Consider the following 24,797-nt stretch of genomic DNA (forward strand, 5'->3'; position numbering starts at 1 on the left):
AGGAGATCGAATGCTGCTGAGTCTTGTCGGCACGTTGGTGGCTAGTCCGCTCGCCAGCGTGACCCGTCGCTAGTTTCCTCAATGCGAGGTTCCGGTGCGGCGGAACTGCTCCCTGTCGCCCTCGCGCCACCTGTTGCGCTGTTCGGGTGCCGGTGGCTCGATCCGCAGGAAAGTACTACTGCTGCAGTGGAATTCCATTTTGCTTCGGTTTTTGTTTTGGGAGCGAGGGCGTGTCGAGCTACACGCCGTATGCGATCCGCGCATTCGGGAGCAGGGGTAGTGCCGGTTCGAAATTGGAAAAAGTAAATACAAGGGGAAATTTCGGACAGGTGGCACGGCGTGGTTCCGTCGCGCCGCGGTGCCGGCGAGTCTGAGCGAGGGGTTACAGAATGAATCCGAAGTCAGCAGGAACTGCCGACGGCGATCTGGGTCTGATTCCGCTGTCTAGGGCGCAATACGGTATGTGGTTCGCAGACAGTATGCCCGGCGGTCCGCCTGTCAACATCGCACAGTACGTCGAGATCGAAGGCCCGATAGACGCGGATGTGTTCGCTCAGGCGGTGACCAGCGCCTCGCTGGAAACCGAGTCTCTGGCGGTACGGGTGATCGAGTTAGACGGTCGCCCATATCAATTCGTCGACCGCAGCATCACCTTCGACGAGCCCGTGCTGGATGTCAGTGATGAGGATGATCCGTTCGCGGCGGCGATGGAATGGATGCGCCGCGACTACCACACCAAGGCTGTCGACATGAGCCGTGACCGGCTCACCGCGACGCGGCTCATCCGACTCGGCGAAGACCGGTATCTCTGGTACGGGCGCGCTCATCATCTCGTGATCGACGGTTACGGCGCGTTCAATGCCGTCACCCGAATCGCCGAGCACTACAACGCCATCCTCGAAAACAGGCCGCCCGCACGGGTAGTGGCGGCCAAGTTGCGAGACATCGTCGAGGCGGAGCGCACTTATCGCGCCAGCTCGCGGTTCGAGAACGACAAGGCATACTGGCTCGACAAGGTTGCCGACCTTCCGACGCCGGCGAGTCTGTCCGGTCGCACCGCACGGTGGAGCGCAGACGACCGCGTAGCCGGCCTGAAGCTTCCGTTGCGGTTGTCCGACATGCTCGATTGCTTCGCCGATAACCTGGAAGCCTCGCCCGCGCAGGTGGTGATCGCCGCATTCGGCGCGTTCCTCAGCCGGATGACACGTACCGACGATGTGGTGTTGTCGATGCCGGTGAGCGGGCGTGTCACGATGCGGCTGCGCAATGCCGCCGCGATGTTGGCGAATATGGTGCCGATTCGATTCACCGTGGACGCGACGACCACCGTGGAAGAGTTGGTCGGTGCGTCGGTGTCCGAACTCGTCTCGGCGATGCGGCACCAGCTCTACCGATTCGAGGATCTGCGCCGCGACTCGAACGCGCTGGACGCGGCCGCGAACTCGTTCGGTCCGATCGTCAACATCCTGTTCTTCGACTCCGAGATTCGTCTCGGGTCAGCCGTCGGCCGATACCGCGCACTGACCTCGGGGGTGCTCGACGACCTGCAGCTCAACATGTACCGTTCCGGGGCCGATGCGCCGCGGCTCATCGAACTGCACGGCAACGCGAACCTGTATGGCCAGGATGAACTCGAATCGCACGCACGTCGGTTCATCGAGTTCCTGCATCGGCTGATCGATTCGCCTCCCGGCACCCCCATTGTCGACATCCCGCTCGTCGACCCCGCCGAGGAGCTGCGAATCGTCGGTGAACTCGCGGGCGGCGACGGCGAATCGCCCTCCGCGACACTGGTGGATCTGCTGGCGCGACAGGCTGCCGCGACGCCGTCCGCGGTGGCCGTCACGTCGAGTGAGACCGCCCTCACCTACCGCGAGCTCGACGAGCTGTCCAACCGGTTCGCTCGCAGGCTTATCGCCCTCGGTGCGGGGCCGGAATCACTGGTGGCCATCGCGATGCCACGGGATGCCGATCTGATCGTCGTTCTGCTGGCCGTGCTGAAGTCGGGCGCCGGGTATCTGCCGTTGGACGTGGCCCACCCGACCGAGCGGCTCGAATACGTACTGAGCGATGCCGATCCGATCGTTGTCGTGACGAACCGGAGTATGCGCGAGCACGTTCCGGGTGATCCCGGCCGCGTCGTGCTGTTCGACGACGTTCCCGGTGCTGCCCGTGACGATGCTTCGGATCCGATCACCGATGCCGATCGGAGGGGCTCGCTGTGTTCCGACCACGTCGCCTATGTCATCTACACGTCCGGTTCGACCGGTCGACCGAAGGGCGTGTCGATAAGCCATCGCGCCGTCGCCACCTACTTGGTGAACGCGTGTGCCGAGATCGGAGTCCGGTCCGAGGACGTCTGGACGTTCTTCCACTCGATCGCGTTCGACTACTCGGTATGGGAAATATTCGGCGCGCTGGTCACCGGTGGCCGTGTCGTCGTCGTGGACAGCCTCACCACGCGTTCGCCGGACGATGTCGTGCGACTTGCGGTACGCGAGAAGGTGACCATTTTCAACCAGACGCCGTCGGCGTTCTTCCAGTTCGCGGCCGCGCAACAGCGATACGCGACCGCAGCTGCGCCGCAAGGTGAGCTTTCCCTTCGACTGGTCATTCTCTCGGGTGAGGCTCTGCATCCGGCGGGGTTGGCGGACTGGTATGAACACAACCCGAACTTGCCCGTGCTGGCCAATAGCTACGGGATCACCGAGACCACGGTCTTCGTCACCTACCTCGGCCTGACACCAGACATCGCCGTGCCGGGCGCGCCGAGCGCAATCGGACCGGCGTTGCCGGGTTTGCGGACGTTTGTCCTGGACGAGCGGTTGCGTCCGGTTCCGCTGGGAGCGTGGGGCGAGATCTATGTCGCGGGAGCCCAACTCGCGCGCGGCTATTTGAACCGACCTGCGTTGACCGCGGGACGCTTCGTTGCTGATCCGTTCGGGAAGTCGGGCGAGCGCCTGTATCGCAGCGGCGACGTGGCACGATGGAATCACAAGGGCGAGTTGGAATACCGCGGCCGAGCCGACCAGCAGGTGCAGTTGCGCGGGTTCCGGATCGAGCTGGACGAGATCCGCAACGCGCTGTTGAGCCATAGCGCTGTCTCGGCGGCCGTCGTCGTTGTGCATTTTCCCGGCACGGACGCGGCCCGGCTCGTCGGATACGTCGTGCCCGCCGGCGACGCCATCTGTGAGGCCGATTCCCTTCGCGCGCACGTTGGTGCGCGACTGCCGGAATACATGGTCCCGGTGGGGATCGTCGTGTTGGCGGCGTTGCCGCTGACGGTCAACGGCAAGGTGGACCACCGTGCGCTGCCCGAGCCGGTATTCGATTCGGCCGCAGCGTACGTCGCGCCCCGCACGGTTGTCGAGGAGTTGATCGCAGACGTCTTCGCCGAGGTTCTCGACACGGAGCGGGTAGGCGTGCTGGACAGCTTCTTCGAACTCGGCGGCAATTCGCTCACCGCGATCAGCGCCGCCGTGCGCATCGCTGAGATAACCCGATGCGACGTGTCGGTCCGCGACCTGTTCGGTAAACCGACCGTCGCTGAACTCGCCGCGCATATCGAAGACGGGCACCGCGCCAATCGGCCGGCGCTGAGCACGGCGCGGCGGACCGAGCCGATCCCATTGTCGCCTGCGCAGAACAGGATGTGGCTGGTCAATCAGGCCGACCCGGCGTCCGCGGCGTACAACATTCCGCTCGTGGTGCAGCTGACCGGACGTCTCAACACCGCGGCACTGCGTGCGTCCCTGACGGACGTGATCGATCGGCACGAGTCGCTGCGTACCTTCTACCCTGCTGTGGACGGTGCAGGGACACAGGTCATTCTGTCGGCCGAGCAGGTCGTCGCGGAGCTCGATCTGACCCCGAAGCCGACCGACCCCGACGAGATCGCGAATCGGATTCGTGAGCTCGCGTCGATCGGGACCGATGTGCGTGAATGTCCGCCGATCCGGGGCGCGCTGCTCGGGACCGGCGACCGCCGATGCCACGTACTGGTCCTTGTCCTTCACCACATCTGCTGCGACGGCTCATCTCTTCGACCACTCGCGGCCGATGTGGCAGCCGCCTACGGTGCGAGGTCGGAAGGAAAAACTCCGGACTGGCAGCCTTTGACGGTGCAGTACGCCGACTACAGCATCTGGCACCATGGACTGCTCGGCGACGAGAACGATCCGAACTCGCTGGCCGCACACCAGTTGGGTTATTGGACAGAGCAATTGGCGGGGATGCCGCCGGTGCTGGAGCTTCCTGCCGATCGTCCACGTCCTAGCCGCCAGTCCATGCGCGGCGACGTCGCGAGCACGGTGATCCCGGCCGAGACCTTCGCCGAAATCGCGCGGTTGGCGCGCGCCGCGAACGTCACGACATTCATGGTCGTCCATGCCGCGCTAGCCGTGCTGCTCGCCCGGCTGTCGGGCTCCTCCGACATCACCGTCGGGACCCCGGTCGCGGGTCGGGGTGAGCGCGCGCTCGAACCGCTCATCGGGATGTTCGTCAACACTGTGCCGCTGCGCACCGAGGTGCGTGATGACGAATCGTTCACCGCATTCCTGGCGCGAGTCAAAGACATCGATGTCGATGCCTTCGCCTGCAGCGACGTGCCGTACGAACGCGTCGTCGAGGAACTCGATCCGGCACGGTCGATGGCGTATGCACCGCTGTGCCAGGTCTATCTCGCCTTCGAGAACATGGACCGTGCGAGTTTGGAACTGCCCGACCTCACCGTCGAGGTGCTGGATTCAGGGCCGGAACCGGCGAAGGTGGACATCATTGTCACCGTCGCCGAAAGCTCGGCCGCGGGCGGCGATGTCGCACTGCGGATCAATTACGCGACTGACCTGTTCGACCGGGGGACGATCGAGGAGCTTGCCGCGCGATTGAATCGGATCCTCGATGCGTTCGTGTCGGACCCGCAGATGCGCGTGGGTGGTGTGGAGTTGTTGTCGGGGGTCGAGTTGATGGAGTTGGTGCCGGCTTCGGGTGGTAGTGCCGAGGTGCCGCGGGTGCTGGCGGAGTTGTTGTCTGCCGGCGTGATGGGGGATCCGGCTGCGGTGGCGGTGGTGTCGGGTGAGCGGGTGGTGTCCTACGCGCAATTGGATGAGTGGTCGAATCGTGTTGCGCGTGAGTTGATCGGATGGGGTGTGGGTCCGGGTGATCAGGTCGCGTTGGTGATGGCGCGGTCGGTGGAATTCGCGGTAGGGGTGTGGGCGGTGGCGAAGGCGGGCGCCGGGTTTGTGCCGGTCGATCCGCGGAATCCGATCGAGCGGGTCGCGCATATGGTCGCGGATTCCGATGTGCGGGTCGCGATCACGGTCGGGGCGTCGCGAGGCTTGCTTCCTGGTGAGGTGTGTTTGTTGGTTCTCGATGATCCGGACACCGAGATGTCGATCATGTCGCGATCGGCCGCGGTTGTGACGGATGCGGATCGGGTGCGTACTTGTCGTGTCGCAGATACGGCGTACGTGGTCTACACCTCGGGGTCGACGGGGACGCCGAAGGGTGTGGCGGTCACGCATGAAGGGTTGGCGAACTTCGCGGCCGAGCAGTGTGAACGTTACCGGGTCGATTCGCGGTCACGGGTGTTGCAGGTAGCCGCTCCGGGTTTCGACGCGGTGGTGCTGGAGCTGTTGCTCGCGCATGCCAATGGCGCGGTACTGGTGGTATCGCCACCAGAGGTGTTCGCCGGTGTGGAGTTGGCGAAACTGATTCGGACGCATGAGGTGTCGCACGCGTTCCTGACACCCAGTGTGTTGGCAACGATGTCGCCTGCCGGATTGGATTCGTTGCAGGTGCTGATAGCCGGTGGCGAAGCGGTATCACCGGAAACCGTGGCGGTGTGGGCGCCGGGCCGAAAGTTGTTCAACGGGTACGGACCGACCGAGACTACGATCATGGTCGCGATCAGCGACCCGCTGCAGACCGGTGCCCCGGTCACAATCGGCGGCCCGATCCGCGGCGTCGAGGCCCTCGTGCTGGATGCCTGGCTGCGCCCGCTGCCGGTCGGGGGGAAAGGAGAGTTGTACGTCGCGGGTGTGCAACTGGCCCGCGGATACCTCAACCAACCCGCCACCACAGCCACCACATTCGTGGCAAATCCGTATGGCCCGGCAGGCTCACGCATGTACCGCGTCGGCGACCTGGCCCGCTGGACGCCCGATCGCACCCTCGAATACCTCGGACGCACCGACTTCCAAGTCAAAATCCGCGGTCAACGCATCGAACTCGGCGAAATCGAAGCCGTCCTCGCTGGACACCCCAATGTGGCGGCAGCGGTGACAGTGGGCGTAGCGACGGACGGCGGATCGAGACTGGCTGCCTACGTGACGCCGACGAACGGCGCCATCGACAACGCGGAGCTGTTGGAATACGCCGCTCAGCGCCTGCCGTCGCACATGGTCCCGGACACGGTGATGGTGCTCGACACGCTGCCGCTGTCATCGGTGGGCAAGGTCGATCGTGCAGCGTTACCGAAACCGGTGTTTGCTATCACCACCACCGAGTTCGTCGCGCCGCGCGACGCGGCCGAGCAGGTCGTCGCAGACGTCTACGCGGGCGTTCTGGGGACCGAGCGAGTCGGCGTCCTCGACAGCTTCTTCGAACTCGGCGGCAACTCGCTGTCGGCTACCCGGGCGGCAGCGCGACTGAGCGGCGCATTCGGCGTCGACGTTCCGCTGCGCGCGATATTCGAGGCGCCGACCATCGCGGCGTTGGCGAAGAGTCTTCGGACCGCCAACGCGGTAGAACGAGAACCGCTTGTGCCGCAAGAGCTCCCGGATCGGATCCCGCTGTCGCCCGCACAAGCCCGCATGTGGTTCCTCAATCAGTTCGACACAAGCTCGCCGGTGTACAACGTTCCGCTGATCGTACGTATGTCGGGAGATCTCGACGTGGCCACCATGCACGCGGCGATCGCGGATGTGCTCGACCGACATGAATCACTCCGGACCGTATACCCGGACAGCGATAGCGGACCGCACCAAATGATCGTCTCGGTGGAAGCGGCCTTGCCCAGGCTGGCCCCCGTAGTCGTCGCGGGGAGCGACGTCGAGGCCCGCATCGCCGCCGAAGCGGCGGTCGGATTCGACGTCACATCCGAGGTTCCGTTCCGGGTCACATTGCTGCGCAGCGCACCTGACGATCACACCCTGGTTCTCGTCGTCCATCACATCAGCATCGACGGGTCGTCGCTCGCACCGTTCGCCGCAGACCTGATGACCGCCTACCAGGCCCGCGCTCGGCAGCAGCCGCCACAATGGGCGCCGTTGCCGGTGCAATACGCGGATTACGCAGTGTGGCAACGAAAGTTGCTCGGCACCGAGAACGACCCGCACAGCCTGACTGTCGCCCAGACCGGGTATTGGCTGGCGGCTCTCGCCGACCTGCCCGAGGTGATCGACCTGCCCACCGACCGGCCGCGGCCGGTGAAGCAGTCTTTCCGCGGCGCGACAGTGTCGGCGACACTGCCTGCCGATCTCCATCGTGACGTGGCCGCGCTGGCCCGCCGCCACAATACGACGGTCTTCATGGTGACGCACGCGGCATTCGCGGTGCTGCTCGCACGGCTGTCGGGAACCGGTGACATCGCGGTCGGCACGCCGATCGCCGGTCGCGGCGAGCCCGGGCTCGACGGCCTGATCGGAATGTTCGTCAACACGCTGGTCCTGAGGTCGCAGATCGAGCCCGACGCCTCCTTCATTCGCGTTCTGGACCAAGTCCGGGCCACCGATCTGGCAGCGTTCGAGAACGCCGACATTCCGTTCGAGCGCCTCGTCGAGGTGCTGAATCCACCGCGCACTACCGCACACGCACCGTTGACGCAGGTGGGTTTCTCGTTCCAGAACATCGAGATCCCCACGGTGAAGTTCGAGGGCCTGACGGTTTCGGCCCAGATGGTCGATCCGAGCGTGGCCAAGTACGATCTGCATCTGAATCTCGTCGACGCTCTGGAGCCGGGCGGCGAACCGGGCGACATGGCAGTCGAATTCGGTTACGCGACAGACCTTTTCGACGAGGCGACGATCACCTCGATGTTCGACCGCTACCTGCTGCTGCTGCGTGCGGCCGCTGCCGATCCCACTCGCGCCGTCGGTGACATCGACCTGTTGACCGAGCACGAGGCGCGCGAACTAACCGTGCGTTCGACGGGGCCGGCGGTGCAGGCATCGAGTTCGACGATCGCGGACTTGTTCGCAGTGCAGGCAGCGGCGACGCCCGAGAACACAGCGGTGCTCGACGCCCAGAACGGCGGTCGGCTCACTTACCGCGAGTTCGCGGCGCGGGTGAATTCGCTGGCCCGAGTGCTGATCGGGTGTGGGGTCGGCCCGGGAAACGTGGTGGCGGTAGCGATGCGGCGCTCCGTCGATCTGCTGACGACCCTGTATGCGATCCATGCGGCAGGCGCGGCCTACCTGCCCCTGGATCCGGATCATCCGGTCGACCGCGTGCGTGCCGTCCTCACTGCTGCCCGGCCGAGTGCGGTCCTCACCCGTCTGGTTGACAAGGTGGGTCTGCCCGATGGCGTGCGGGTGTGGTCGCTCGAGGAGCTCGACGCCGAGCACACAGATCCGTCGACGGTGACGGATGCCGATCGGAACCGGCCGCTGAATCCGGACGATCTGGCGTATGTCATCTACACCTCCGGCTCGACGGGTGTGCCGAAGGGCGTGGCGATTCCGCACGCCGCGGTGGTGAATCAACTCCGGTGGATGCGGGATAACTACCAGCTCGGCGACGACGACGTCATGCTGCTGCGGACGCCGGTCACATTCGACCTGTCGGTCTGGGAGCTGTTCTCCGCGTTGATCTGTGGCGCATCATTGGTTGTCGCGGGTCCCGACGCACACAGTGACCCCGAGGCCGTGGCCCGGCTGATGGCAGAGCATCGGGTGACCACCGTGGATTTCGTACCGTCCTTGCTTTCGGCATTTATCGAGGTGGCCGCCCCTCGCGAGCTCCTGGACCTCCGTCGTGTGCTGTGCATCGGCGAGGCGCTCCCGGCTGAAACTGTCCGCAGGTTCCGGGATCTCAGTGATGCGCGCATCGACAATCTGTACGGGCCGACCGAGGCAGCGGTCAGCGTGACCGCCCACCGGATCGACGCGGTCGACGGCATCGCGGTGCCGATCGGCGTCCCTGTGGCGAATGTGGTTGTCCACGTGTTGGATTCGCGGCTACATCCTGCTCCCGTCGGAGTGACCGGTGAGTTGTACCTGGGCGGTGTTCAGCTGGCCCGCGGGTACCACGAATGTCCCGGTCTGACGGCGGCGGCGTTCATCGCCGACCCCTTCGATGGTGCGGGCGGTTCTCGCCTGTATCGCACCGGCGACCTGGTGCGCTGGGACAAGGGCGGAGGCATCCGATATGTCGGCCGTGCCGACTCTCAGGTGAAGGTTCGCGGCCTGCGAATCGAACTCGGCGACATCGAAGCCGCGTTGCTCGCCAACGAGCGGGTGAGCGCGGCCATCGCGCAGGTACACGCCGACCGCGGTGAGCAGCGCTTGATCGCCTATGTGGTGGCCGGAGAAGCGCTCGATGCCAAGGAGATTCGGGGCTTTCTGCTGCAACGACTGCCCGCCTATATGGTGCCGTCACCGGTGGTCCGGATCGACTCGATCCCGCTCACGGCGAACGGCAAGGTCGACTACAGAGCTTTGCCCGTGCCGGATCCGAGCGCCTACGAGTCCGAGTACCGGGCGCCGCGGGGGCTCGTCGAGCAGACCATCGCCGGGGTTTTCGGCGAGCTTTTCGGCCTTCCCGAGATCGGCGCGGACGACAACTTCTTCGACTTGGGCGGAAATTCGCTCATCGCGACTCGCGCACTGAGCCGCGTCGGCGACGTCGTCGATGTGTCCATACCCGTTCGAGTGATATTCGAGGCGCCCACGGTTGCTGACCTGGCGGAGCGTATCTCGCAGTTGCGTGCGGTGCCGAGTCTTCCCGCGCCGACTCGGAAGCCGCGGCCGGATCGCCTTCCGCTGTCGCAGGCACAGGCCCGGATGTGGTTCCTCAACCAGTTCGATACCGATTCGGCGGGATACGTTGTGCCGCTCGCGATTCGGCTCGACGGTGTCCTCGATGTCGATGCGCTGGCAGCGGCCGTCGGTGATGTCATCGAGCGGCACGAGAGCTTGCGCACCGTGTATCCGGCAGTCGACGGTACGCCCACTCAGGTCGTGCTGGACGCGGCCGATGTCGTCGCGAGGTGCGATCTCACGCCGCAGCCGATCGGTGAGCGCGAGCTGTCACACCAGTTGGCCGAATTCTCGAGCATCGGATTCGATGTGTCGAAGGGTGTGCCGCTGCGCATAGCGCTGTACCAGCTGTCGGACACGATCTGGACCGTGGCATTGGCCGTGCACCACATCAGTTGCGACGGCTATTCGGTGGCGCCGCTGGCCACCGATATCGTCACGGCCTATCAGGCGCGGTCCAACGGGAACCCGCCGGACTGGGCGCCGCTGACAGTGCAGTTCGCCGATTACGCCCTCTGGCAGCGCGAGGTGCTCGGCTCGGCGGACGACCCGGGTTCACACGTGGCCCGTGACATCGTCTACTGGCGAACCCAACTTGCGGGCATACCCGACCTGATCGAGCTGCCGACCGACCGGCCGCGGCCACTGGTGCAGACACAACGCGGCGCGGTCATCCACGTGACGATCCCGGGTGAGCTGCAGGGCCGCGTGGAGGCGCTGGCGCGGCGAGCCGGGGCGACGACGTTCATGGTTGTGCACACGGCCTTAGCGGTATTGCTGTCGAGGTTGTCCGGCAGCGACGACATCACCATCGGCGTGCCACACGCCGGCCGTGGCCACCGAACACTCGACAACCTCGTCGGGATGTTCGTCAACACCTTGGTGATGCGCACCCGGATCACACCCGATCAGACATTCTTCAGCCTGCTCGATCAGGTGCGGCGCACCGACCTCGAGGCATTCGACCACAGCACCGTCCCGTTCGAGCAGCTGGTGGAGACACTCAAGCCCGCGCGGTCCACAGCGCACACACCGCTGTTCCAGGTCATGCTCGCCTACCAGAACATGGTGCAAGCACGCGTCGAACTTCCAGGTCTCGCCGTCGAGAACATCGACCCGGGCGACAGTGCCGCGATCTACGACATGCTGATGATGATGACGGAGGGGCACGGTACCCACAACGAGCCGACCGGCATGACGCTGCGCCTGACGTATGCCACGGACCTGTTCGACGAGGACTCCGTACGGCGTTTCGCCGAACAATTCATGCGGGTCCTCGACGCCACCGCGTCCGACGCCGGCTCGACCCTCGACAGGATCGAGCTGCTCGACGCCACAGAGCGGCACCTGCTGCTGGAGCGATGGAACGACACCGGCAGCGCCGTCGCGACGGGCCGGACCCTTGTCGACGCCTTCGATGAACAGGTCGCACGCACCCCGGACGCTCCGGCGATCTGCCTTCCAGAGGGTGGCGTTTGGACCTACCGGGATTTCGACGCCCGCGCCAATCGTCTGGCCCGGTGGCTGATCGCCCGCGGTGCCGGGCCGGAAACCGTTGTGGCGGTGGCTATCCGCCGGTCGGCCGAGCTCGTTACAGCGCTGTACGCGGTGGCCAAGGCGGGCGCGGCGTTCCTTCCGATCGATCCGGATCATCCCAGCGCGCGGATCGCCAGCGTGCTGAATGCGGCGCAGCCGCTGGTGGTGCTCACGACATCCGCGGACGGCGACCAACTGCCGGGTGGATTCGAATCCGCGCGCGTTGATCGCGTGGATCTGGCCGGTGTGTCCGACGCCCCGATCACGGACACGGAGCGGCGCGCGCCGCTCCGGCCGGACAACGTGGCCTACGTCCTGTTCACCTCCGGCTCCACCGGCGTCCCCAAGGGGGTCGCCCTGACCCATGCCGCGACCATGAGCCAGTTGGCGTGGGCACAGCAGCAGTGGCCACACGACGCGTCCGACACGGTGCTGTACAAGACACCGATCACGTTCGACATCGCGATGTGGGAGTTGTTCTGGCCGCTGCAGACCGGTGCGCACATCGTCGTCGCTGAACCCGACGGGCACCGCGACCCGGTGTACATGGCAGGCGTCATCGCGAGTCATCAGGTCACCACGGTCCACTTTGTCCCGTCGATGCTGGATGTTCTCCTCGAATCCACGGGCGCTGCGCAGCTGCCGTCGATCCGGCGGGTATTCGTCGCGGGTGAGGCGCTGGCGCAGAGCACTGTCGACGCTGCCGCGCGCGTGTTCGTGAATGCGGATCTGGTGAACTGGTACGGCCCGGCGGAGGCGGAGGTCGTCACCGCTGCGCGGTGCCTGCCAGGTGTGACAACCCATGCGACGGTCCCGATCGGTGCACCGGTGTCCGGCATGGAGGTCTACGTGCTGGACTCGCGGTTGCGACCGGTGCCGACCGGTGTCGTCGGCGAACTGTACGTGTCGGGCGTCCAGCTGGCGCGCGGATATCACGCGCGTGCCGACCTCACTTGCGGCGGCTTCGTCGCGCACCCGTTCGGTGCGGCGGGTCAGCGCCTGTATCGCACCGGCGACCTGGTCCGGTGGACGAAAACCGGGGAGCTGGAGTTCTTGGGCCGCAGTGACTTCCAGGTGAAGGTGCGCGGTCAGCGGGTGGAACCGGGTGACATCCAAGCGGCGCTGCTTGCGATTTCGCAAGTCGCGCGTGCTGTGGCCGTTGTGACGGCGGAACGAGTCGTCGGATATGTGACGCTTGTACCGGGTGCGGTGATCGATGGCCGCGCGATTCGCGATCAGCTCACTCGCTCGCTGCCGTCGTACCTGGTTCCGGCCGGTGTCCAGGTGCTCGATTCGATGCCGCTCACCGCGAACGGCAAACTCGACCGAGCCGCGTTGCCGCAGCCGGTGTTCGACGACGGCGAGGAATTCGTCTCGCCTCGAACCGATCGCGAGGTGGCGCTTGCGAGAATTGTCGCCGAACTCACGAGCGCCGACCGGGTGAGCGTGACGGCGAACGTCTTCGAGATCGGTGTCAACTCGCTCTCGGCTGCCCAAATCGCGGCGCGGGCCGAGGCAGCACTCGGTGTCGAGGTCGGCATCCGTGACATTTTCGACGAACCGACGATTGCCGGATTGGCCGAACGGATCGCGATGCGTACCCGTTCTACGGTGATTCCGCTCGCGCCGCGACCACGCCCCGCGGCCGTGCCGTTGGCGGCGGCTCAACGACGCATATGGTTCCTCAACCAGTTCGACACGGCCTCGGCGGCATACAACATCTGTTTCGCGGCCCGGTTGACCGGACCATTGGATGTCGACGCGTTGCGAGCGGCGTTCCTCGACGTGTCGACCCGGCATGAGCCGTTGCGGACGGTGTATCCCGCTGTCGACGGTGAACCGTGTCAGGTCGTGCAGGATGTCGCGGCGATAGCCGCAGACATGGTGTTGGATCCGGAGCCGGTCGTCGACGAGGCAGAGCTGGCCGACCGGATCCAGCGGGCCGTCGGGACGGGTTTCGATATCGCGGAATCCGTGCCCGTCCGGGCGCGGCTTTATCACATCGGCGCCGACGATCATGTGATGGTGCTCGTGATCCATCACATCGCGGCCGACGGCTCGTCGATGGCGCCGCTTGCGCGTGATGTGTTCGCCGCCTACCGGGCACGTGTGGATGGTCGAGCGCCGCAGTGGGAATCGCTGGAAGTCCAGTATGCCGACTACGCGATGTGGCAGCAGGAGATGCTCGGCTCCGAGGACGATCCGGCGTCGGTGATCGCGCGGCAGATCGCGTACTGGAGCGAGGTCCTCGGCGATGCCCCAGAACTGCTCGGCCTGCCGACCGATCGGCCTCGGCCCGCCACGATGTCGATGGACGGTGGCAACGTTCGGTTCGGCATGTCGACGCGGCTGCACGACGATATCGTGCGGCTGGCACACCGTGAGGGCGTCACCGTGTTCGTCGTGCTGCACGCGGCGTTGGCGATCCTGTTGGCTCGCACCGCGCACAGCGAGGACGTCTCGGTCGGCACTCCCGTTGCCGGTCGCGGCAGGCGGGCCCTGGACGATCTGGTCGGCATGTTCGTCAACACCGTGGTGTTGCGCACACAGGTTCGCGACGACCGGTCGTTCCGCGACCTGTTGGCGGAGGTACGCGGCGTCGACCTGGAGGCGCTCGCACACGCGGATCTGCCCTATGAACGGCTGGTCGACGTCCTCGATCGTCCTCGCTCGACAGCGTATTCGCCGCTGTATCAGGTGATGTTCGGGTTGCAGAACACGCGCACGGCTCGATTCGAGCTGCCCGATATCGATGTCGAATTCCTCGACCCGGGCATTGCGCAGGCCAAGACCGACCTCACCGTGCTGCTGACCGAACGCCTCGAGGGCGATCGGCCTGCCGGTATCGACGGCGAGATCATCTACGCCACAGACCTGTTCGTCGAATCGACTGCCGAATCGCTTGCCGAGAGGTTTATTCGTGTCCTCGAAGCAGTCACCTTCGATCCGACCCGGCCGGTAGGCGACATCGGGCTGTTGAGTGCTGAGGAGGCAGAACGTCTGCTCCCGGCACGTGGCGGCGACACCACACCCCCGTGCCTGCTTCCCGTTCTGCTGGCGTCGGCCGTGGCAGCAGACCCATCTGCGATTGCCCTGATCGGGGACAGCGAGACCCTCACCTACGGGGAGCTCGACCGTCGGGCCAACCAGCTCGCCGGTCACCTGCTCGTCCAGGGTGTCGGACCGGGAGTGTTCATCGCCCTCGCCGTGCCGCGGTCGGTCGACTATCACATCGCCATGTGGGCGATCGCGAAGACCGGCGCCACATTCGTGCCGGTGGATTTGCGGTATCCCATGGACCGGATCGCGCACATGGTCAACGATTCCGGTGTCGAAGTCGGGATCACGCTCACGGCCGCACGCACGTCGTTGCCGGGTGGTGTCCGATGGCTGGTGCTCGACGACCCACGTTCGGCCGCCGAGATCGCCTCACAACCTGGCCGCGCGATCACGGACGCAGATCGCCCACGCGTATTGCGGATTCAGGATGCGGCGTATGTGGTCTATACGTCCGGGTCGACAGGAACGCCCAAGGGCGTTGTCGTCACGCACGAGGGGTTGGCGGGCTTCGCGGCCGAGCAGCGTGATCGTTATCGGGTGAACAGCACGTCGCGAGTGCTGCAAGTGGCGGCGCCCGCCTTCGATGCGGTCCTGCTCGAGGCATTGATGGCGCACGCGGCCTGCGCGTCGTTGGTCGTGTCGCCACCGGAGGTGTTCGGCGGCCCGGATTTGGCCGAGTTGATCAAGGCGCATCAGGTGTCCCATGCGTTCCTGACACCGAGTGTGTTGGCGACGATGTCGCCTGCCGGTCTCGATTCGGTGCGGATGCTGGCGGTCGGCGGTGAGATGCTGGCTACGGATGTGATTGCTGCCTGGGCGCCGGGCCGGCGGTTGCACAATATCTACGGTCCGACGGAGACGACGATCGTGATCACGATGAGTGACCCGGTGCAGCCCACCGACGTGATCACGATCGGCGGTCCGATCCGCGGTGCGTCGGCCGTGGTCCTGGACGCGCGGTTGCGGCCGGTGCCGGTCGGCGTAGCGGGGGAGCTGTACCTTTCGGGTGCTCAGCTGTCGCGCGGGTACCTGAATCGGCCTGCGGCGACGGCGGGCGCGTTCGTGGCGAATCCATACGGTGAACCGGGTTCGCGGATGTATCGCACTGGTGACATCGTCCGCTGGACCGCGCAGGGCGCGCTGGAATACATCGGCCGCATCGACTTCCAGGTCAAGATTCGTGGCCAGCGCATCGAACTCGGCGAGATCGACGCCGCGCTGCTCGCGCATCCCAGGGTGGCCTCCGCTGTGACCGTGAGTCGCAGCGGACCCGGCGGGCAACCTACGCTCGCCGCGTACATCGTGCTGGTGCTCGGAACGGTCGTCGAACCGAGCACCGTGCTCGATCATGTCGGCGCCGTATTGCCCGCACACATGGTGCCGTCGACGCTAACGGTGCTCGACCGCATGCCGCTCGCCTCGACCGGCAAGGTGGATCGGAAAGCGCTGCCGGAACCCGTCTTCGAAACCGCCGGAGATGATGCCGTCGCGGCATCGACCGACCTGGAACGCACCATCGCCGCGGTCTTCGCGGACGTACTCGGGATAACGTCGGTCGGCGCGACGACCTCGTTCTTCGCGCTCGGCGGTGATTCCATCATGTCGATCCAGTTGGCGTCCCGACTGAAATCCGCGGGTGTCGTCGTGACAGCTCGGGATATATTCGAGCGCAGGACCGTTCGCGGGTTGGCGCTGGTGGCCGCGGCTTCCGAACGGATGTCGCTCGAGGAGTTGCCCGGGGGCGGTGTGGGCGAAATCCCGTTGACGCCGATCGTGTCCTGGTTCGCCGACCGAGTCGGGGTCGCTGATCGGTTCGCCCAGTCGATGCTGGTGCGGTTGCCGCGTGACGCGCGAGTCGACGACGTGACCTCGACCGTGCAAGCGGTGCTCGAGCGGCACGACATGTTGCGCTCGAGGCTGCGCGAACGACGGCTGGACGTGCTGCCCACAAGCGCCGCCGATGCCGCGGGTTCGGTTCTGACCCGCACATTCCGTGCGCATGAGGCTCCGGGCCGCGACGGTTTCACCGCCGTGGTGGAAGCGGCATTGGCCGAGGCATCCGGCGGTCTCGATCCGGCCGAGGGCCGGATGCTGCAGGTCGTGTGCCTGCTTCCCGAACCGGGCGTCGATGCCGACGCCCGTGCCCTCATCGTGATCCATCACCTGGCTGTCGACGGGGTGTCGTGGCGGATCCTGGTTCCCGACTTCGTGGCTGCCTGGCAACAGATCACGCAGGGGCAACCGGTGGAGTTGCCCGCGCAGGGCACGTCCATGCGTCGATGGGCGCACGCGTTGGCCACCGCTGCCGCGGGTCGCGCTGGTGAGTTCGAGCTGTGGCACCGGATGAGTGCGGCTGCCGATCCGCTGCTCGGCCGTGCGGCATTGGATCCCGCCGTCGACATCCAGTCGACTGTGCGGCATCTGGCGGTGTCCATCCCGACGGAGGTCACCTCGGCGTTGCTCGACGCGGTGCCCGAAGCCGTTCGCGGCGGCGTCGACGATGCGCTGCTGGCCGGTCTGGCCGTGGCGGTGACACGCTGGCGCAGGCGGCGCGGCCTCGCTCACCAGGGCATGAAAGTCCTGCTGGAGGGCCATGGGCGTGAGGAGCAGATTGCCGAGGGAGCAGACGTCTCACGCACCGTGGGTTGGTTCACCAACGCGTATCCGGTTGCGCTCGACCTGAACGGGATCGATGACGCGGACCCGCGCGCGGCGGTGAAGTCTGTGAAAGATCAGCTGCGCGACATCCCGGACAAGGGAATCGGTTACGGCCTGCTGCGCTATCTGAACACCGACACGGCGGACCGGCTCGCAGCGTCGCCCGAGCCGCAAATCAGTTTCAATAACCTCGGCCGCGTCGGCGTCGATCTCACGACCCTGTCGGACGTCGCGTGGATTCCGACCGACGAACCTTTCGACCGACGGGCCGCATTCGATCCGGACATGCCTGCGGCAGCGGTCGTCACGATCGATGTGAATATCGTGGACGCCGAGGCCGGACCTCAGCTGTCGGCGCACGTCGGCTACGCCTCGCGCTTGCTCGACCACGATGACGTGGCCGAACTCGTCGACGAATGGATCGACGCCGTGACCGGGATCGCCACGGCGGCTCGTGCGAACAATGACTGGGGACTCTCCCGAGCAGACGTTCCCCTCGTCGACGTCACGCAGCCTGACCTGGACGCCTTCGCCGACCGGTACGGACCGCTGACCGATGTATGGTCGCTGGCACCGCTCCAGGCGGGGCTGCTGTTCCACGCCGAACTCGCCGCAGGCGAACTCGACGTCTACACAGCGCAATCGGTAGTCGCCCTTGCCGGCGTCGTCGATGAGAACCGGCTCGAGCGGTCTGCGAACGCCTTGCTCGAGCGGTATCCCAACCTGCGGGCCGCCTTCACCCGAACGGCCGACGGCGTTGCTGCGCAGGTTGTTCCCGCCGACACCGCGGTGTGCTGGCGCAAAATCGATCTGACCGACAGCACGATCGAACTGGATGAGCTGATCGCAGCCGAGCGGGCGGTCACCTTCGATCCCGCCGATCCACCGCTGCTGCGGTTCCTGATCGTTGCCATAACGCCGCAAGACTTCCGGCTGGTGCTGACGGCGCACCACCTCCTGCTGGACGGCTGGTCACTGCCGCTGCTGTGGCGTGAGCTGATCGGCTTGTACGCGGTGGACACACAGCCGGAGTTGCTGCCTTCGGGGGCGTCGTACCGCGACTACCTGGCATGGCTGGACCGGCGCGACCGCTCCGTCAGTGTCGAGATGTGGCGGAATGCGCTGCACGCTATCAGCGAGCCCACGCTGGTCGCCGATCCACACACGGCGGCGACCGCGGACATCCCGATCGATCTGGCGATCGTTCTCGATCGTGCCGCGACGGCCGAGTTGGCGGAGTTCGCGCGAGCACGAGCGGTGACGATGGCGACGATCGTGCAGTTCGCCTGGGCGGTGGTGCTGGGTAACCTGCTCGGCGTCGAACGCGTGGCCTTCGGCAGCACGGTCTCCGGACGTCCCGCCGACCTGCCGGGCGTCGAGTCGATGATCGGTCTGTTCATCAACACGATCCCGGTCGCCGCCGACGTGCGCCGGGACATGACCATCGAGAACGCGCTGAATCGGTTGCAGGCCGACAACACCCGCATGCTCGACCACCACTACCTCGAACTGTCGCAGATCATGGCGGCCGCGGGCAGCAACCAACTGTTCGACACCCTGGTCGTCTTCGAGTCGTATCCGGTCGACAGCAGCGGCTTGGGTGATACCGACATCGATGGTATGCGGGTGGTCTCGGCGGAAGGAAGTGACGCCGCGCACTACCCGATCACCGTGCAGGCGCACCACACCGACGAGTTGCACATCAGAATCCGTTACCAGCAGGCCCGCATCGACGAGGTAACGGCGACCGCTCTCGCCGCCCGTGTCGAAACAGTGCTGCGCACGGTCACGAGCAATCCGCGCACGCCTCTTGGCGCAATCGATCTGCTGTCCACGTGCGAGCGGCGCGAGCTGGTGCCCGCTTCAGGTGGCAGCGCGGAGGCGCCGCGCCTGCTGGCAGAGTTGCTATCGGCCAGTGCAGCCGCGAATCCCGCTGCGGCGGCATTGATTTCGGACGAGCGCACGGTATCGTACGGCGAGCTGGACGCCTGGTCGAACCAGGTGGCGCGATACTTGATCGGGTGGGGCGTTGGCCCAGGTGATCAGGTCGCGCTGGTCATGCCGCGGTCGGTGGAGTTCATAGTCGCGCTGTGGGCGGTGACCAAAGCGGGTGCGGGGTTCGTGCCGGTCGATACTCGGAATCCGGCCGAGCGGGTCGCGCTCATGATGGCCGACTCCACTGTGCAGGTGGCGGTGACGGTCTCGGCATCGCGGGACCTGCTTCCCCGTGCGGTGCGCCTGCTGGTTCTCGATGATCCGGACACCGCTGAGTCGATCGCCTCGCGATCGGCAGCCGCCGTGACCGACGCGGAATGCGTGCGTACCCCGCACGTCCGGGATGTGGCATACGTGATCTACACCTCGGGGTCGACGGGGACACCGAAGGGGGTCGCGATCACCCACGAGGGGCTGGCGAATTTCGCAGCAGTGCAGCGTGACCGCTTCGGTGCGGACAGTGCGTCACGAGTGCTGCACGCCGCCGCTCCCGGCTTCGACGTGTTAGTGCTCGAGGTGCTGCTGGCACACGCCAACGGTGGTGTGCTGGTGGTGGCGCCGCCGGAGCTGTTCGCGGGCGAAGCGCTGGGGGAACTGATTCGGGCGCAGCGGGTTTCGCACGCGTTCCTGACACCGAGCGTGCTGGCGACGATGTCGCCCGCCGGACTGGAATCATTGCGGGTGCTGGCGGCCGGTGGTGAGGCGGTGTCGCCGGAAACGGTCGCGATGTGGGCGCCGGGCCGGCTTCTGTTGAACGGATACGGTCCGACCGAAACCACGATCCTGGCCGGCATCAGCGAGTTGTACCCCGGTGACGTGGTGACGATCGGCCATCCGATCCGTGGTGTCGAGGCCGTTGTGCTGGATGAGTGGTTGCTGCCGGTTCCGGCCGGGGTAGCGGGGGAGTTGTACCTCGCGGGCGTGCAACTGGCACGCGGATACGTGAACCGGCCTGTGACAACAGCGGTGGCGTTCGTGCCGAACCCGTTCGGTGCGGCAGGCTCGCGCATGTACCGCACCGGCGACCTGGCCCGTTGGACACCGGAACACACCCTGGAATACCTCGGCCGCCGCGATTTCCAGGTCAAGATTCGCGGTCAACGCATCGAACTCGGTGAGATCGAATCCGTCCTGGCCGGGCATCCCGGGATCGAACATGCGGTCGTGGCGCTGCGGAAGGACGAACGTGGCATCGACCGACTCGTCGGCTACTTCGTCAGCGTCGAGGATGTAGATCCGAACGATGTTCGGACCGCCGCACGGTTGCGACTGCCTGCGCACATGGTGCCCGACGTGTTCATGACGCTCGCCGAATTGCCCCTCACCACCACCGGCAAACTCGACCGCCGGGCGCTTCCCGTGCCGGAGTTCTCGGACGGTCGGTGGATCGCCCCGCACACCGACGCGGAGCGGCACATCGCGGAAGTGTTCGGGAACGTCTTGGGCATCGAAAGAATTGGGGCAACGGACAGCTTCTTCGACCTCGGTGGCAATTCGCTGTCGGCAACGCGGGTGACTGCCCAGCTGAGCGCGGCACTCGGAGTGAGCATCGGCGTCCGGGACCTGTTCGAAGCATCGACAGTCGCCGAGCTCGCCGCGCGTCTGGCTACTTTCGACCGGAACATCCAGGTGCGGCTGGCACCGCGAACTCGGCCTGCTCTTGTGCCGCTTTCGCCGGCGCAGCAGCGGATGTGGTTCCTCAATCAGTTCGATACCTCGGTCGGCGCGTACAACATCCCGCTGGCGATTCGGCTGAAGGGCGAGCTCGACATCGACGCGCTGCGACACGCGTGCGAACTGGTCATCGACCGGCACGAGTCGCTCCGCACCAAGTTCCCGATGATCGACGGAACGCCTCATCAGGTCGTTGTCGCCGTCGAGGAGGTCGCGCCCGTACTGACTCCGGTCAGGGTCGACGAAGAGCATGTGATGGAGCGGGCGGCCGCCGCGGTCTCGGCGAGCTTCGATGTGACACAGGCGCCTCCGTTGCGCGCCGAGCTGTTCGCCCTCGATGCCCGGGATCACGTTTTGGTGATCACTGTGCATCACATCTGTGCCGACGGACAGTCGATGATGCCGCTCGCGCGGGATGTGGCAGCGGCATACCAGGCGAGTAGGCAAGGGACAGAGCCGATGTGGCCGGTCCTTCCGGTCCAGTACGCGGACTACTCGTTGTGGCGGCGTGAGGTGCTCGGCGATGAGCACGATCCCGACTCGGTAATGTCCGGACAGTTGCGATTCTGGAAGGACACACTCGGCGGGCTGGCCGAGTTGCTCGAGTTGCCGACCGACCTGCCCCGACCGCCGGTTGCGTCCATGCGCGGCCGCGCAGTCGATTTCGAGATTTCCGCCCAGTTGCGGGCGCGGATCGAGGCGGTTGCGCGCGAGGCGAACGCTACGGTCTTCATGGTCCTGCACGCCGCATTGACCGTCCTGCTGTCAAGGCTGGCAGGCGTCGACGACGTCGCGATAGGCACACCGGTGGCCGGCCGTGGGGAGCGCGAACTCGACGATCTGATCGGCATGTTCGTCAATACGCTCGTGTTGCGGTCGCGGGTGTTGCCGCATCAGCCGTTCGCCGAATTGCTGGCCGCGACGCGCGAGACGGACCTGGCCGCGTTCGCACATGCGGATGTGCCCTTCGAACAGGTCGTGGAGGCGCTGAATCCGCCCCGGTCCACCGCGCATCTTCCGGTGTACCAGGTGACGCTGGACGTCCAGAATCTGAGCAAAGCCGCGTTGCAGTTGCCTGGGCTCACCGTCGAGCCGCTCGAGAACGGCTTCGATCAGGCGCAGGCGGACCTGAGCGTCAAGCTTGTCGAGCGGTTCAGTGACCAGGGGCATCCGGCCGGCATGGTGGGCCGACTGACCTTCGCCACCGACCTCTTCGTCGAGGAGACGATGACTCGGTTCGCGCAAGCGTACGTGCGGATTCTGGAGGAGGTGACCGCGAATCCGGAATCCGTTGTCGGCGATATCGACATCGTGGATCCGGTGCAGCGGCGCGCATTGCTGGACGCGGCCGGGGACGACGGCGTCGCGGTCGCGGACGTGACGCTCGCGGAGCTGTTCACCGCCAGGGCCGTCACACAGCCTGATGCGGTTGCGGTGACCGATGGTGAGTCGCAGCTGACCTACGCGGAGCTGGATCGGTGTTCCGCCCTGGTGGCTGCTCGGCTGAGCGAGCACGGTGTGGGACCGGAATCGCTGGTGGCACTGGCGTTGTCGCGGTCGATCGAACTGATCGTCGGTCTGCTCGGAGTTATCCGAGCGGGCGCGGGGTATCTGCCGCTGGATGTGGCGTATCCGCCGGAGCGATTGCGGTTCATCCTCGACGACGCAAGCCCGACAGCCGTGTTGACGTCGGCCGACTTGGTATCGGCGGTACCGGAGTACGCGGCGCCGGTGGTGCTCGTCGAGGATTGCGTGGACGCCGTCGCGGGCAGTTCCGGTCCGGTGGTCTCGGGCGTGCGACCGGACAATGTTGCCTACGTGATCTACACCTCGGGCTCGACGGGCCGCCCCAAGGGGGTGACGGTCAGCCATCGGGAAGTGGTCACATTGTTCACCAACGCGGCCGAACGATTCGACGTCGGCCCCGACGACGTGTGGACGATGTTCCATTCGTACGCCTTCGATTTCACGGTGTGGGAAATCTGGGGCGCACTGCTGTCTGGTGGCAGGCTGGTCGTTGTCGGCCACGACACCTCCAGGTCGCCGGAGGCGTTCGTGGACGTCGTGGCGCGGGAGCGCGTGACGATGTTGAGCCAGACCCCGTCGGCGTTCTACGGGTTCGTCGATGCAGAGCGCGAGTATCGGGAATCCGGTTGTCCTGCTGGTGATCTCGCCTTGCGATATGTCGTTTTCGGTGGTGAGGCGTTGGATGCGTCGCGGTTGACCGGCTGGTTTACCGCGCACGAGTCGGGATCGCCGCGATTGGTGAACATGTACGGGATCACCGAGACGACTGTGCATGTGACGTTCTCCGAGATCGATCATGCGGGCGTGGCCCAGATCGGATCGCCGCTACCGGGGTTGCAGGTGTATGTGCTCGATGACCGGCTGCACCCGGCGCCGATCGGTGTCGCCGGGGAGATCTATGTGGCCGGTGGGCAACTCTCGCGTGGCTACCTGGGAGCTCCGGCGTTGACGGCGGGCCGATTCGTGGCGAACCCGTTCGATCCGGCCGGCGCCCGGTTGTATCGGTCAGGAGATGTCGGCCGGTGGCGGAAATCCGCGCGCGGGCTGGAGTTGGTGTACGTCGGCCGGGCCGACGCACAGGTGCAGTTGCGCGGTTTCCGGATCGAGATGGGTGAAGTCGAGTCGGCGCTGCTCCGGCATCCGCGCGTGACACGGGCCGCGGTGGCAGTGCATCGCCACGATCGTGGCGTGGATCAGCTGATCGGTTATGTCGTGGGCGTCGATGGGCAGCAGATCGATCCGGGCGAGGTCCGGGAGACCGCTGCTCAGGTGTTGACGAGCTACATGGTGCCGTCGGCGATCATGGTATTGCCCGATCTGCCGTTGACGGTCAACGGCAAGCTCGATCGAAAGGCACTGCCTGCTCCCGATTTCGACGTATCAGCACACGAGTTCGTCGCGCCGCGGACCCGTACGGAAAAGGTGATCAGCGATGTTTACGCGCAGGTCCTGGGAGTCCAGCGCGTCGGGGCATCAGACGGGTTCTTCGATTTGGGCGGCAATTCGCTGCTGGCTACGATGGTGGTGACCGAGCTGCGTGCTCGGGGTGTGATCATCGCATTGCCGTGGATGTTCGACGATGCGACGCCGAAGGCGCTGGCGGCCAAAGCCGACCACGCGGATGGCGTCTCCGGGCTGCAAGTGTTGCTTCCGTTGCGTGCGAGCGGCCCGATGCCTCCGATATTCGGTGTGCACCCCGCAGGCGGGTTGGCGTGGTTCTATGGCGGCGTGGTCGAACATCTGAACAAGGATCGGCCGATCTATGGCTTGCAGGACCCCCACGTCGTAGCGGGCGAACCACGTGCGGATTCCGTGGACGAACTGGCCGAACGCTATGCGGCCGAGATTCGCCGAGTACAGCCGACCGGGCCGTATCACCTGCTCGGATGGTCGTTGGGCGGTGCAATCGCGCATGCCATGGCGATACTGCTCCAGCGCGATGGTGAGCAGGTCGGCATGCTGGCCATGATGGACAGCGCCGGTGGCTCATCGGAGTCGCTGGTCGCCTCGACGATCACCACTGCGGACGACGCTGCGCCGGGACAACTGATGGCCGACCTGCTCGGCGGCTGGCGGGAGCTGTTCGACCTCGGCGACGAGGTGGAAGTAGACACCCACGAGCAAGCGTGGGCCGTCATTCGTGACCAAGTGACCGGAACCGGACTGTTCACCGCCGAACAGACCGATCGGGTGATGGCGAGCTTCGAGACCGCGAGCGGCATCGCCGACGCTTATCGGCCGGCAGTCTTCGACGGAGACCTGGTTTTCTTCACCGCAGGAAAAGACCGCGTCGACCACGACGCTGTCGCACAGACGTGGCGACCATATATCACAGGCGACATTCACAACACGGTCATCGACGCACGTCAC

At 65.8% G+C, this 24,797-nt stretch carries 1 pseudogene; it reads left to right on the forward strand.

Annotated features, from left to right (window positions below):
* Positions 1-389: 389 nt before the first annotated feature.
* Positions 390-24,797, forward strand: a pseudogene (locus ACLMAL_RS35940) (non-ribosomal peptide synthase/polyketide synthase); the annotation flags it as partial.

It is taken from the genome of Nocardia sp. CWNU-33 (assembly GCF_046764895.1).
In the GTDB taxonomy this organism is placed as follows: domain Bacteria; phylum Actinomycetota; class Actinomycetes; order Mycobacteriales; family Mycobacteriaceae; genus Nocardia.